Below are 13204 nucleotides of genomic sequence, written 5' to 3'. Positions count from 1 at the left end.
GGCTGCGGCGGGTGTCCTCAGGCTATCGGCACGGTGATCGCATCACCGTGCGGCTCGTACCGGAACTCGTCGATTCGCACCGCTCCGCTCGGTGGCAGACCGTCGCTGGTCGCGAAGACTCCCAGCCAGACCCCGAGGAAGCCACCGGTGGATGACGCGTCGAGTTCACGACCGTCGACGGTGCCGAGAACCTCGCCGCCCACGACGAGTTCGTAGGAGTATCCGCGCACACGGACGCCGAGCTGCACCGAACCGGTCGGGTCTTCGACGCGCTCACCGAGTACGGCCTCCGTGCCCGCCCGCCGGTGGGTCGCCCGAATCATGAGCCCCGCCGGCGTCCTCGTCACGTGCACGACGGCGTGATCCTGCTCCGATTGCCGAACGGCCAGTCCCGCCCGCTCGCCTTCGACGAGGCCGGAGACGTCGAGGGTGCAGGCAGCATCGGCGTGGGCGTGCTGCTGGCGCATGCCGAGGAAGGCGACGGTGCCGGCGTCCGCCAGTGTCTCGCGACGGACGGGAAGCACCCACGCGCCCTGCGGGTCCCTGGTGGCGATCTCGTGCGGCAGGACGCGCATCGACGTCCATCTCGCGTCGCCGGCTTCGACCGCGCCGGCACGCCGGTCATCCGGCTGCCAGCTTCCCGCCGGGACCTCGCCGTCCGCCCAGGGGATCTCGACGGCGTCGGGCAGTCGTCCCCGCCCCGGCGCGAAGACGGGCCAGCCGTCCTCCCAGGCGACCGGGCACAGGAACGTCTCGCGCCCGAGCGGATAGTGATGCCCGTCTGCCGCTCGCATGGCGAGCATGACCGCGTGCCATGATCCGTCCGGCGCTGCGACCAGGTCGGCGTGACCGGCGCCGATGACGTCTGCGTCTCGTCCGAGGTGACGATGCGTGAACACCGGGTTCGACCGCGTGCCCGTGTAGGGCCCGATGACCGAGTCCGCCCGCGCGACGCTTACGGCGTGGTGGAACTCCGTTCCGCCCTCGGCCGCGATCAGGTACCAGCGCCCGTCGATGCGGTACAGATGCGGGCCCTCGGCCCAGACCGCACCGTGCACAGCACCCCGCCAGATGACGTTCTCGTCGCCGACCAGAGTCTGCTCGTCGCGCGAATACTCGCGCACCCAGACCTCCGTCTGATCATGCCATTGCGGGTCGCGGGCGAGACGCGTTCCGTGCATCCACACCCGCCCGTCCTCATCGAACACGATCGACGGATCGATGCCGTCGGCATCCAGCCAGATCGGGTCGCTCCACGGGCCGGCGGGGTCCGCCGCTGTGATGAGGAAATTCCCGCCGCGGCTCGCGTCCGCAGGGTCGACGAGCGTGCAGACGATCCAGAACCGCTCGCCGTCGTGCCGGATCGTCGGGGCGTACAGCCCTCCGGACGACGGGACTCCCCGATAGTCCAGCATCCCGGCGCGGTCGACGGCGTGTCCGATCGTCTCCCACCGCACCAGGTCGCGCGAGCGCATGATCGGCAGTCCCGGCAGGTACTCGAAGGTCGAGGTGACCAGGAAGTACTCGTCCTCGACCCGGCAGATCGACGGGTCGGGGTGACACCCGGGGAGGATCGGATTGGATGCCGTGATCATTCCTGAGCGACCTCCACGATCCGCGCGTCAGCGGCGGTGACCACATGAACTCCGCCCGTGAGCACCAGGGTTCGACGTGGCGTGGCTGTGCCGGGGATCTCACGGTGGTCGCGGCCGCGCGAGTTCGAGATCACTCCGCCGGTGGCGGCATCCATCTCGGTCGTGGACGACGCGGCGGCGGAATGCGCGGCGACCCACACGTCGATGTCACCCGGCTCGACCACCTTCGCACCGCGACGATCCGTGAACGCCAGGCGCGTCGTCGGCACGTCGAAGCTCACTCGGCGCGACTCGCCCGCGGCCAGCGTCACCCGCGCATAGCCCAGCAGCTGAGCAACCGGTCGGGTGACCGAGGCGACCAGGTCGCGAGCGTAGAGCTGGACGACGTCGGTGCCGGCCCGGTCTCCGGTGTTGGTCACCGTGACCGACGCGTTGAATCGTCCGTCGGTGGCTGTGCGGTGGTCGACGTCCAGGTCGTCGTACGCGAACGAGGTGTACGCGAGCCCGAAGCCGAAGGGCCGCACGGGGGTCGAGTCCGCCGAGGTGACGTCGGATGCCCCGCCGAGGGTCGGGTGCAGGTAGCTGTACGGCTGCGCTCCGGCCGACCGCGGGAGGCTCACGGGAAGCCGACCCGACGGGGATGCCGCGCCGGTGAGGACCGCGGCGATCGCGCGTCCGCCCTCTTCGCCCGGGAAGAACGATTGCAGCACGGCGGCGGGGCGGGATGCAGCGTCGTCCAGAGCCCAGCCGATCGCGTACGGACGGCCGGTGAGCATGACCATGACGATCGGCGTCCCCGTCTCCACCAGCCGCTGGACGAGTTGTCTCTGCACACCGGGGAGCTCGAGCGACTCGACGTCGTTCCCCTCCCCGACAGTGCCGCGGCCGAAGAGCCCTGCCTGATCGCCGACGACGACGATCGCCACGTCGGCATCGGCAGCCGCAGCGGCCGCCTCGTCGAACCCCGACCGGTCGCCTCCCTCGACATTGCAGCCCCGGGCGACGACGATGTCCGCTGCGGGCAGCGCTTCGACCAGCGCCTCCCGAACGCTCGGAATCTCGAACCCGACCTCGTATCCCGGGTGGTGCGCGAGCACGTGGTTCGCGAACGAATAGCAGCCCTGCAGCGCCTCGGCGCGGTCGGCGTTCGGGCCGATCAGCGCGATGCGGCGAGCGGACGCCGCAAGCGGAAGCACGGGGCCGCCCGCATCCGGAACCGGGTCGTTCGACAGCAGCACCAGCGACTCTTCGGCCAGCAGGCGCGCGACCGCGCGGTGGCGCGGGCTGTCGAGGTCGACGTCCTGCGGCGGCTGCCCCTCGAAGGCGTCCTCGTCGAGCAGACCGAGTTCCTCCTTCTGCGTCAGCACCCGGATCACGGCACGGTCGAGGTACGCCTCGTCGAGCATCCCGGACCGAACGCGATCCACGAGCGGCGCCAGGTACGCATCCCCGGAGGGCAGCTCGACGTCGATCCCTGCCGTCAGAGCCGACTGCGCCGCCTCGCCGCGGTCGGCCGCGACCGCGTGCATGGCCTCCAGGAACGCGACGGCGAAGTAGTCGGCGACGACCACGCCGTCGAATCCGAGCTGCTCGCGCAGGAGTCCGGTCAGAAGGGCCGGATCGGATCCGACGGGCACCCCGTCGATCTCGGCGTAGCTGTTCATGACGCTTCGGGCCCGGCCGTCGCGGATCGCCATCTCGAACGGCGGGAGGAAGATGTCGGCCACCTCGCGCGGCCCGGCGGAGACCGGCGCGTGGTTGCGGCCTGCGCGCGATCCCGAGTATCCGAGGAAGTGCTTGAGCGTCGCATGAACACCGGTGGACTGCAGGCCGTGCACATACGCCGTCCCGACGGTTCCGACCAGGTAGGGGTCTTCGCCGATGCATTCGTCGACACGGCCCCAGCGCGGATCGCGGATCACGTCGAGCACGGGGGCGAGTCCCTGATGGATGCCGAGATCGCGCATCGATTCGCCGATCAGCGCCCCCATCTCGGTCACGAGCTCCGGATCGAACGAGGCACCCCAGGCGAGCGGGGTCGGGAAGGATGCCGCCTTCCAGGCGGCGAGTCCCGTGAGGCACTCCTCGTGCACGAGCGCCGGGATGCCGAGCCGGGTCTCGCGCTTCAGCCGGCGCTGCTCCTCCCACAGCCAGGCAGCGCGCTCGGCCGGATCGACCGGGCGGGTGCCGTACACCCGGGTGTAGTGCCCGATGCCGTCCCTGGTGATGTCCGAGAGCGCGACGCCGGCGTCGGCATGTCCCATCTCGTTCTGCATCGGGGCGACGACCTCACCGCCCTGGTCCAACCAGTAGCCCACGAGCTGGGCGGCCTTCTCCTCCAGCGTCATGCGGGCGAGCAGCTCGCTCACCCGAGGGGAGGCGGTCGGGAAGGCGGGGATGTCCGCGGTCATGGGAGTCTCCGTCGAAAGCGTGTCGGTCACAGGTCAGCCCTTCACAGCGCCGGTGAGTCCGCCGACGATGCGGCGTTCGAAAAGGCTGAAGAAGATCAGCGCCGGCAGCATCGACAACGACGTGTACGCGAGAACGCGCGCGGTGTCGACCGAGTACTGCGAGGCGAAGTTCTGCACGCCGAGGGGAAGCGTGAACAGACCGGGGTCGCTGAGGATGAACAGCGGCAGCATGTATCCGTTCCACGAGCCGACGAAGGCGAGGATGCCGACGGTGATGACCCCGGGAAGGCTCAGCGGGATCACCATCCGCCAGAAGAACCCGAGCCGGGATGCGCCGTCGATCGCCGCGGCTTCTTCGAGCTCCTTCGGGATCGCCCGCAGGAACGGCACGAGGATGATGATCGTCGTGGGAAGCGCGAACGCGATCTGCGGCAGGATGATCCCGGCCAGGCTGTTCACCAGGCCGAGGTTGCGGATGAGCAGGTACAGCGGGGTGATCGCCACCGTGATCGGGAACATCAGTCCCGCGGCGAACAGCGCGTACATGACGCCCCGACCGCCGAAGTCGTAGCGCGCGATCACGTAGCTCGCCATGAGGCCGAGGAGCACCGCGCCCGCTGTCGTGCCGACCGCCGCGATAGTGGAGTTGACCATCGCGCTCCAGAATTCGGAGCTCGCCAGAACGTCGCCGTAATTGGCGACCTCCCACGGGGCGGGGAAGCCCGAGGGGTCGACGGTGATCTGCGCGTTCGTGCGGAATCCGCCGATGATGATGTAGAGCACGGGGGTGATGCAGATCGAGATCAGCACGATCGCGATGAGGTACACGCCGGGGCTGCCCCAGCGCACCTTCGGCGCTCGGCGCCGGCCGTCCGGGCGCTTCGGCTGGACCACGAGCGACGTGCTCAGGCTGTCGGTCGTCATGAGCGCTTCCTTCCGCTTGCGCCGGTGACGGCGCCCTCCGTGTCGCGCCGCAGGACGAAGCGCTGGTAGACGAGTGCGATGACGAGGGAGATCAGGAAGAGCATGACGGCGACCGCGTTGCCGAAGCCGTAGCTGCCCGCGAGGTGCCCGTTCTGATACATGTAGGTCGCCATCGTCGAGGTGCCGGCGGTCGCTGCGATGTACTGGCCCCAGATGATGTTGACGAGGTCGAACAGCTGCAACGATCCGATGATCGACAGGAAGGCCCAGATGCGGATGGTCGGACCCAGCAGCGGCAGCGTGATGCTCCACTGGATCTTCCAGAAACCGGCGCCGTCGATGGCGGCCGCTTCGTACAGCTCCTCCGGGATCGACTGCATGCCCGCGAGCATGAGGATCACCGCGAAGCCGATGTACTTCCACGTGATGATGACCATGAGCGTCCACATCGCGATGGACGGGTCGGCAAGCCAGGACTGCTGGAGTGCGCCGAGGCCCCACTTATCGAGCAGGGAGTTCAGCGCCCCTGCGTCCTGCATCATCAGGCTCCACCCGATGCCGACGATGACCTCGGAGATCACGTAGGGCATGAAGATCAGCACGCGGATCAGCGAGCGCCCGCGGATCTTCTGGTTGAGCAGCAGGGCGAACAGGATCGCGATCGGGCCCTGCATGACGAGCGAGAGGACCACGATGATGAAGTTGTGCAGCACGGCGTCGCGGAACGACTCGTCCTGCCAGATGAGCAGATAGTTGTTCAGACCGACGAACTCGGTCGGCCAGCCGAAGCCGTTCCATTTGAAGAAGCCGTAGAACGCGGCCATCGCCACCGGGAAGATGACGAAGCCGAGGAACATCAGCAGCGCCGGCCCGGAGAGCAGCGCGATCTCACCGCGCTTGCGCCAATCGGGGCGAGGGCGCCGGCGCACCGGGGCGGGCGCGTGCCCCGCCCCGGTGCGGACGTCGCTCTCAGGCACGGCAGCAGCCGACACCGGAGTCTCGATCATCGTCCCGATCAGCCCCTCGCCGAGGCGTCGATGATCTTCGTGACGAGCTTCTCGGGGTCGCCCTGGCCGGCGAGCATCTCGACGACGCCCGTGTTCAGGGCGTTTCCGACGTTCTGGCCGAGTGCGGTGTCGAGCCACAGGGCCACGTACGGAGCCTTGCTGTACGCCTCCATCAGCGGCTTCAACGACGGGTCGGTGACGGCGCCGGTGGCATCCTGCGATGCGGGGACCGTCTGGAACGCGACGGCGTACTTCTCCTGCCATTCCTGCGACGAGATGAAGTTGAGGAACTGCTCGCAGGCCTCTGGCGAGTCCGCCGAGCAGGAGTAGCCGTCGACGCCGCCCATCATGGCGCCGGGTGCGCCGTCGCCGCCGTCGACCTCGGGGAACGGGAACCAGCCCAGATCCGGCAGTGGCTGCTCGTCGGGCGTCAGACCGGCGATGACGCCGACGTCCCAGGCTCCCATGAGCTCCATGGCCGCCTTGTGGTTGGCGAGCAGGCCGGCCGAGGAGTTCGCGCCCTCCTGCGCGGAGGTGGTCAGGAATCCGCTGTTGAACGGCTCTGTGGCCACGAAGTCCGCGAGGTTCTCGGCGGCGTCGAGCCAGCATCCATCACTGAAATCGGGGTTCGTCGCGAGGTTGGTGATGATGTCCTCACCGCAGGCGCGCACGGCGAAGAAGTAGTACCAGTGCGCGGCCGGCCACGCGTCCTTCGCGCCGAGAGCGATGGGCGCGATGCCCGCATCCTTCAGCTTGTCGACGGCGTCTCCGAGCTCGTCGATCGTCGTGGGCTCGCTGGTGATCCCCGCCTGTTCGAAGAGATCCTTGCTGTAGAAGATGCCGCCGGGCAGAACCGAGCTGGGCATGCCGTAGATCTTGCCGTCCACGGTGAACGCGCTGAAGGGCGCATCGCCGAACGCCGTCTTGACGTCGTCGTCGATCAGGTCGGTGAGGTCCTTGACCTTGCCGGCGCCGACGATGTCGGCGAGCTTGCCGCCACCGCGCGCCATGAAGATGTCCGGCATGTCGCCGGAGTTGACGGCCGTCTGCAGCTTGCCGTCCATGTCCTCGTTCTGGATCGACGTGACCTTGATCGTCACCTCGGGGTTCTCCTCGTGGAAGGCCGCCGCGGCGTCCTCCCAGTACTGCTTGCCCGGGCCGGTGGTCGAGTTGTGCCACATCGTGAGCGTGGTCTCGCCACCATCGCCTGAGTCGCCGGTCCCGCCGGAACAGGCCGTCAGCCCGACCGCCATCAGGGCTGCGACGGCTGCCGCTGCGACCCGTGCATTGCGCATCTTCATTGCCGTGTCTCCTCTTCATCGAGTGATTGCACCGCTGTGCCGAGCGGTGGGATGCGGCGGAGGGAGGGTGCCCCATCGCCAATTTGTTGCCAGCAACACCAATATGCTGTGCGCCCACTCTGACACCAGAGCCGAGCGCGTGTCAATCGATATCGATAACGTTTTCTAGAAGGTGGATATCATGATGCCATGAACCGCCGGACCACGATCAACGATGTCGCCCTCGCCGCCGGAGTCTCGGTCGCGACCGTGTCCAAGGCGATCAACGGCCGGTACGGCGTCTCCCCCGAGACGCTCTCCCACGTCATGGGGGTCGTGGAGGACCTCGGGTACGAGAGCTCCCTCGTCGCGACATCGATGCGCAGACGCAGCACCAACGTCATCGGCGTGCTCGTCGCCGAGTTCGAGCCGTTCGCGCTGCAGCTGCTGCGCGGCGTCTCGACAGCCCTCGAGACGACCGACTACGACGTGCTCGCCTACGCCGGGAGCGTCTCGGCCGGCGAGCACCTCGGCTGGGAGCGGCGGTCGCTGTCACGCCTCGGCGGGACCCTGATCGACGGCGCGATCCTCGTGACCCCGACCACCACCCCCGCCCAGACCGCGGTGCCCATCGTGGCGGTCGATCCGCACGTCGGCGCCGCAGACGCCGCCACGGTGACCGTGGCCAACGTCGAGGGAGCGCGCGCAGCGACAGAGCATCTGATCGCACTCGGTCACCGGCGCATCGCGCACCTGCGCGGACGCACCGACCTCGAATCCGCCCAGGAGCGCGAACAGGGCTACCGCAGCGCGCTCGAGTCGGCCGGCATCCCGTTCGATCCCACGCTCGTCGTCGACGGCAGCTATCGCGCGGCCGACTCGACCGTCGGCGCGAACGCCATCCTCGACCTCGCCGACACGCCGACCGCCGTCTTCGCAGCCAACGACCTCTCCGCCATCGAGATGATGCGCGTCGCCGCCGCGCGGGGACTGCGCGTGCCGACTGACCTGTCCGTGGTCGGTTTCGACGACATCATCGACGCGGCATCGCACGTGCCGCAATTGACCACGGTGCGCCAGCCGCTCCCCGAGATGGGGACCGCCGCGGTCCGGATGCTGCTCGATGTCCTGCAGGGCGACAAGCCGGAGCCGATCCGGATGCCGACGACGCTCGTGGTGCGCGAATCCACCGCGCCGCCGCAGCCCTGACCGCGCCACTGCCGGACGCGCCGCGACGCGATTGCGGACACTCGACGGATGTTATATGTTGTGCCTCACAACTTATATTCGTCCATCCGCCTGCAGAGGAGCAGCCATGCCCACCCCCACCCGCGACGACAAGTTCTCCTTCGGCCTCTGGACGATCGGGTACAACGGCACCGACCCGTTCGGCGGGCCGACCCGACCGGCCATGGACGTCGTGCACGCCGTCGAGAAGCTCGCCGAGCTCGGCGCGTACGGCCTGACCTTCCACGACGATGATCTCTTCGCCTTCGGATCCTCCGACGCCGAGCGGCAGAATCAGATCGACCGTCTGAAGGGCGCTCTGGCCGACACCGGGCTCGTCGTCCCGATGGTCACCACCAACCTCTTCAGCGCCCCGGTCTTCAAGGACGGCGGCTTCACCTCGAACGACCGCGACGTGCGCCGCTACGCGCTGCGCAAGGTGTTCCGCCAGCTCGACCTCGGCGCAGAGCTGGGGGCGAAGACGTTCGTCATGTGGGGCGGCCGCGAGGGCGCCGAGTACGACTCCGCCAAGGACATCCGCGCCGCGCTGGAGCGCTACCGCGAGGCCGTGAACCTGCTCGGCGACTATGTCACCGACAAGGGCTACGACATCCGTTTCGCGATCGAGCCGAAGCCCAACGAGCCCCGCGGCGACATCCTGCTGCCGACGCTCGGTCACGCGATCGCGTTCATCGACTCGCTCGAGCGCCCCGAGCTCGTCGGCCTCAACCCCGAGGTCGGCCACGAGCAGATGGCGGGGCTCAACTTCGCCGCCGGCATCGCCCAGGCGCTGTACCACGGCAAGCTCTTCCACATTGATCTGAACGGTCAGCGGGGCATCAAGTACGACCAGGACCTCGTGTTCGGCCACGGCGATCTGCACAACGCCTTCGCACTCGTCGACCTGCTCGAGAACGGCGGCCCCGGCGGGGTTCCTGCGTACGAGGGTCCGCGCCACTTCGACTACAAGCCGAGCCGCACCGAGGACGAGAAGGGCGTGTGGGACTCCGCAGCGGCCAACATGCGCACGTACCTGTTGCTGAAGGAGCGCGCCGCGGCCTTCCGCGCCGACCCCGAGGTGCAGGAGGCTCTGGCCGCCGCCAAGGTGGACGAGCTCTCGACGCCGACGCTGAGCCCCGGCGAGTCGTACGACGACTTCCTCGCCGACCGCAGCGCGTTCGAGGACTTCGACGCCGACGCGTACCTGGGCGGCAAGGGCTTCGGGTTCGTGCGCCTGCAGCAGCTCGCCACCGAGCACCTCCTCGGCGCTCGCTGAGATGCCGCTCGCCCTCGGGGTCGACAGCTCGACCCAGTCCTGCAAGGTCGTCGTGGTCGATACCGCGACCGGCGCCGTCGTGCGCACCGGTCGCGCCTCGCACCCGGACGGCACGTCGGTCGACCCCGAGGCATGGTGGCAGGCGCTCCGCACCGCGATCGCGGATGCCGGAGGCATGGCCGACATCGCGGCCTGGGCCATCGCGGGCCAGCAGCACGGGATGGTGGCGCTGGATGCCGACGGGCGCGTGATCCGCGACGCGCTGCTGTGGAACGACACCCGGTCGGCGGATGCGGCGGCCGACCTCATCGCGGAGTCCGGTGCCGAGCAGCTCGCCGCCCGCACCGGACTCGTGCCCGTGGCATCCTTCACGATCACGAAGCTCCGCTGGCTGCGCGACTACGAACCGGAGAGCGCCGCCAGGGTCGCGGCCGTCGCGCTCCCCCACGACTGGCTGACCTGGCGCCTGCGCGGCTTCGGGCCCGACAACCCGGTCCTCGACGAGCTCGTGACCGACCGTTCGGACGCCTCGGGGACGGGCTACTGGAGCCCGTCGACCGGCGAGTACGACCGCGAGCTGCTGATCGCGGCGCTGGGTCACGACGCGATCCTGCCCCGCGTGCTCGGACACGACGAGAGCGTGCACGACGCCGACGGCCGTCCGGTCGGTGCGGGAGCCGGCGACAATGCCGCAGCGGCCCTGGGGCTCGGCGCAGGCCCCGGCGACGTCGTCGTGTCGATCGGCACCTCCGGCACCGTGTTCGCCGTGAGCGACCGGCCGGCGACCGACCCCTCGGGCACGGTGGCCGGGTTCGCGGACGCGACGGGGAACTTCCTGCCCCTGGTCGCGACGCTCAACGCGGCCCGCGTGCTCAGCACGACAGCATCCCTGCTCGGCGTCGAACTCGACGAACTGAGTGCGCTCGCGCTGCAGGCCGAACCGGGTGCGGGTGGGCTCACGCTCGTGCCGTACTTCGAGGGCGAGCGCACCCCGAACCTGCCGGATGCGACGGCCGAGCTGCGCGGTATGACGCTGGCATCCACGACGCGACCGAACCTCGCACGCGCAGCCGTCGAGGGGATGCTGCGCGGTCTCGGCGCCGGCATGGACGCGCTGCGCGACCTCGGCGTCCCGCTGGAGCGCGCCCTGCTGATCGGCGGCGGCGCGCAGTCCGAAGCCGTGCGGGTCATCGCGCCCGAGGTGCTCGGCGTCCCGGTCGAGGTGCCCGATCCCGCCGAGTACGTGGCGCTGGGTGCCGCCCGGCAGGCGGCGAGCTTCATCCGCTAGACCCGCCCGCTACAGGCCCAGCCGTTCGAGGTACTCGTTCACGAACGTCCGCTCCGGGTCCAGGCGATCGCGGAGCGCCGCGAACTCCGACCACCGCGGATAGCGGGCACGGACCTCGTCGCCGGCAAGCGTGAAGACCTTGCCCCAGTGCGGGCGCGCCGATGCCGGCAGCGCCGCCTCGAGCCTCGGCAGCAGCGCCCGCACGGCAGGCCCGTCGGGTCGCCAGGTGAAGTGCAGGGCCACGACATCCGTGCCGTAGGAAGAGCTCAGCCAGAGGTCGTCCGACTGCACGGTGCGGATCTCGTTGACGAGCAGCAGCGGCGCGATCCGGTCGGCCATCGCGCGCACGGCCTCGATCGCCGCGATCGCGTCCGCCCGCGGCACGAGGTACTCGGACTGGATCTCCGCGCCGGCAGATGGGGTGAAGTCCATCCGGAAATGCGGGAGCCGCAGGAACCAAGGGCCCGGGACGCCGCCCTGCTCTGTGGCCGCCTCGGCGGATTCGGACAGGATCGGATGCCGTCGGTGCGTGGCGGCGACGGCGGAAAGGCGTGCCATGAGGGCCTCGCGTCCGTCGCGCGTCGCGTCGGGCTCGGCCTGCTTGACCCAGACCTGATCAGCGGCGTCGGTGCGCTGCCAGGTCGAGAAGATGCTGACGCTCGTTCCGGCACCGGTGACCGCGCCGAGGTCTTCGAGGATGGCATCCCACCGCGGATGCTCGAACACGTGCTGCGCGTACGGCACGGACGGCTGCACGTCGAGGGTGACATCGAGCACGGCGCCGAGCGCGCCCAGCGAGACCACCGCCCCGTCGAAGTCCGCATCCCCGCGGGCGACGGTGCGGACGTCGCCGTCGGCGGTCAGGAGGGTGAGGGCGCGAACGGCGCTCGCGAGCGACCCGGTGCGGTCGCCGGAGCCGTGGGTGCCTGTGGCGACGGCGCCGGCGATCGAGATGTGCGGCAGCGATGCGAGGTTGGCGAGCGCGAGCCCTTGCGCGTCGAGCACGGGCGCGACGTCACCGTAGCGCAGGGCACCCGAGACGCGCACGGCATCCCGCGTGTCGTTCACCTCGATCACCTGGGGCAGACCGGCGAGGCTGACCTGAATCCCCGCCGTGTCGGCGATGTCGTTGAAGCAGTGCCGCGTGCCGAGGACGCGGATCGAGCGGCTTCGGGCGACCAGCTCGCGCGCCTCATCGATGGTGGTGGGCTCGGCGAGGTCCGCCGCCCGATAGGTGAGATTGCCAGCCCAGTTCTTGCGCATCAGATCGCTCTGATCCGCCACGAGGCGGCGTGCTCGTCGCCCGGCGCGAGCGTCACCAGGTCGACACCGGAGTTGAAGGCGTCCGGTGGGCAGGTCATCGGCTCGACCGCGAGCCCGGCGCGGTGCATCGCGGGCAGGTCCGGGTTGTCGGCCGTATGGACCTGCACCCAGGAGCTGCGCCGGTCCCAGCTCATCGCTACGCCGGTGCCGTCGGGTGCGGTCACCCGCACCTCGGCGAGCTCGCCCGTGCGGGCAAGCCCGGTGAAGGCGTGGTCGATGAAGACGTCTCCGAGATTCCGCGGCATCCGGAAGTCCCACTCGGGGTGCGCATCGACGGGCTCGACACCGGTGGGGATCAAGCGGTCCTCGGTGACGGTCAGGACCTCGGATGCCGGCAGCAGGAGCGTCCAGTCGTCCACACGCCCAGGGCCGCCCACGAGATACGGATGCGGTCCCGTGCCCCAGGGCGCAGCGTCCGCCCCGAGGTTGCGAGCGGTCACGGTCTGCGCGAGTCCGTCGTCGTCGAGTCGGTACTCGACCTCCACCTCGACGCGGAACGGATACCCTGTCTGCGGCTCGATCGTCGCGGCGAGCACGACGCGATGGGGCTCGACCGTCCGCTCGGCGAAATCGGTCCACACGAGCAGTCCGTGCAGCGCATGTCCGCGCGACGGCTCCGTGAGAGGCAGGTGCAACTCGGCACCGCCTGCGCGGTAGCGGCCATCGACGATGCGGTTCGGCCACGGCGCCAGGGTCGCGCCGCGGTACGCCGGGCGGACCTCGTCGGCCTCGAACGGCACGACGAGATCGCGGCCGCGGTGGCGCAGCGTTCTGAGAGTCGCGCCGACCGTGGCGATCACGGCCTCGTAGCCGTCCTGGGAGAGCGTGTGCTGGCGGCCGGATCGCGGGGTCATCATCGTCTCTGAAGTCTAG

The 13204-nt window shown here is 69.6% G+C and carries 10 protein-coding genes; 3 read left to right on the top strand and 7 right to left on the bottom strand.

Features of this window, described 5'->3' with window-relative positions:
• Nucleotides 1-17: 17 nt before the first annotated feature.
• From AB0269_RS01770 to AB0269_RS01750, 5 genes are read right to left on the bottom strand one after another with little or no spacing between them, the layout of a single operon-like run.
• Nucleotides 18-1595 (bottom strand): glycoside hydrolase family 43 protein, encoded by a 1578-nt coding sequence (locus AB0269_RS01770; RefSeq protein ID WP_366209461.1) that lies wholly within the window; start codon nt 1593-1595, stop codon nt 18-20.
• Nucleotides 1592-4006, bottom strand: coding sequence for a glycoside hydrolase family 3 N-terminal domain-containing protein (locus AB0269_RS01765; protein WP_366209460.1), 2415 nt, complete (start codon nt 4004-4006; stop codon nt 1592-1594). The genes AB0269_RS01770 and AB0269_RS01765 overlap by 4 nt, the downstream gene beginning before the upstream one ends.
• A 33-nt stretch (nt 4007-4039) precedes the next feature.
• Nucleotides 4040-4930 (bottom strand): carbohydrate ABC transporter permease, encoded by an 891-nt coding sequence (locus tag AB0269_RS01760; RefSeq protein ID WP_366209459.1) that lies wholly within the window; start codon nt 4928-4930, stop codon nt 4040-4042.
• Complete coding sequence (locus AB0269_RS01755) at nt 4927-5937, bottom strand: sugar ABC transporter permease (RefSeq protein ID WP_366209458.1); 1011 nt, start codon at nt 5935-5937, stop codon at nt 4927-4929. The genes AB0269_RS01760 and AB0269_RS01755 overlap by 4 nt, the downstream gene beginning before the upstream one ends.
• 8 nt (nt 5938-5945) lie before the next feature.
• On the bottom strand, nt 5946-7232 hold the full coding sequence (locus AB0269_RS01750) for an extracellular solute-binding protein (RefSeq protein WP_366210477.1): 1287 nt from the start codon (nt 7230-7232) through the stop codon (nt 5946-5948).
• A 195-nt stretch (nt 7233-7427) separates the two neighbouring features.
• Here AB0269_RS01750 and AB0269_RS01745 point away from each other — a divergent pair, with 195 nt between their 5' ends.
• The 3 genes from AB0269_RS01745 to xylB all read left to right on the top strand — a co-directional run bounded on the left by AB0269_RS01745 (nt 7428) and on the right by xylB (nt 11008).
• Nucleotides 7428-8426, top strand: a complete 999-nt coding sequence (locus AB0269_RS01745) for a LacI family DNA-binding transcriptional regulator (RefSeq protein ID WP_366209457.1) — start codon at nt 7428-7430, stop codon at nt 8424-8426.
• A gap of 106 nt (nt 8427-8532) precedes the next feature.
• Entirely contained in the window at nt 8533-9720 is a 1188-nt protein-coding gene (gene xylA / locus AB0269_RS01740; RefSeq protein WP_366209456.1) for a xylose isomerase, read from the top strand.
• 1 nt (nt 9721) lies between these two features.
• Nucleotides 9722-11008 carry a xylulokinase gene (gene xylB / locus AB0269_RS01735; RefSeq protein ID WP_366209455.1) on the top strand — a complete coding sequence of 429 codons (1287 nt, stop codon included), beginning with the start codon at nt 9722-9724 and terminating at the stop codon, nt 11006-11008.
• A 9-nt stretch (nt 11009-11017) separates the two neighbouring features.
• Here the strand turns inward: xylB and AB0269_RS01730 are convergent, their stop codons facing one another.
• Together AB0269_RS01730 and AB0269_RS01725 are read right to left on the bottom strand one after the other, a co-directional pair.
• The gene (locus AB0269_RS01730) at nt 11018-12292 is read right to left on the bottom strand and encodes a D-arabinono-1,4-lactone oxidase (RefSeq protein ID WP_366209454.1); all 1275 of its coding nucleotides are present in this window, start codon (nt 12290-12292) and stop codon (nt 11018-11020) included.
• Complete coding sequence (locus AB0269_RS01725; RefSeq protein ID WP_366209453.1) at nt 12271-13188, bottom strand: aldose 1-epimerase family protein; 918 nt, start codon at nt 13186-13188, stop codon at nt 12271-12273. Before AB0269_RS01725 ends, AB0269_RS01730 begins: the two co-directional genes overlap by 22 nt.
• Between the last annotated feature and the right edge of the window lie 16 nt (nt 13189-13204).

This window comes from Microbacterium sp. NPDC077644, assembly GCF_040702785.1.
GTDB lineage: Bacteria > Actinomycetota > Actinomycetes > Actinomycetales > Microbacteriaceae > Microbacterium.
This window is presented reverse-complemented; position numbering and strand designations above follow the sequence as displayed.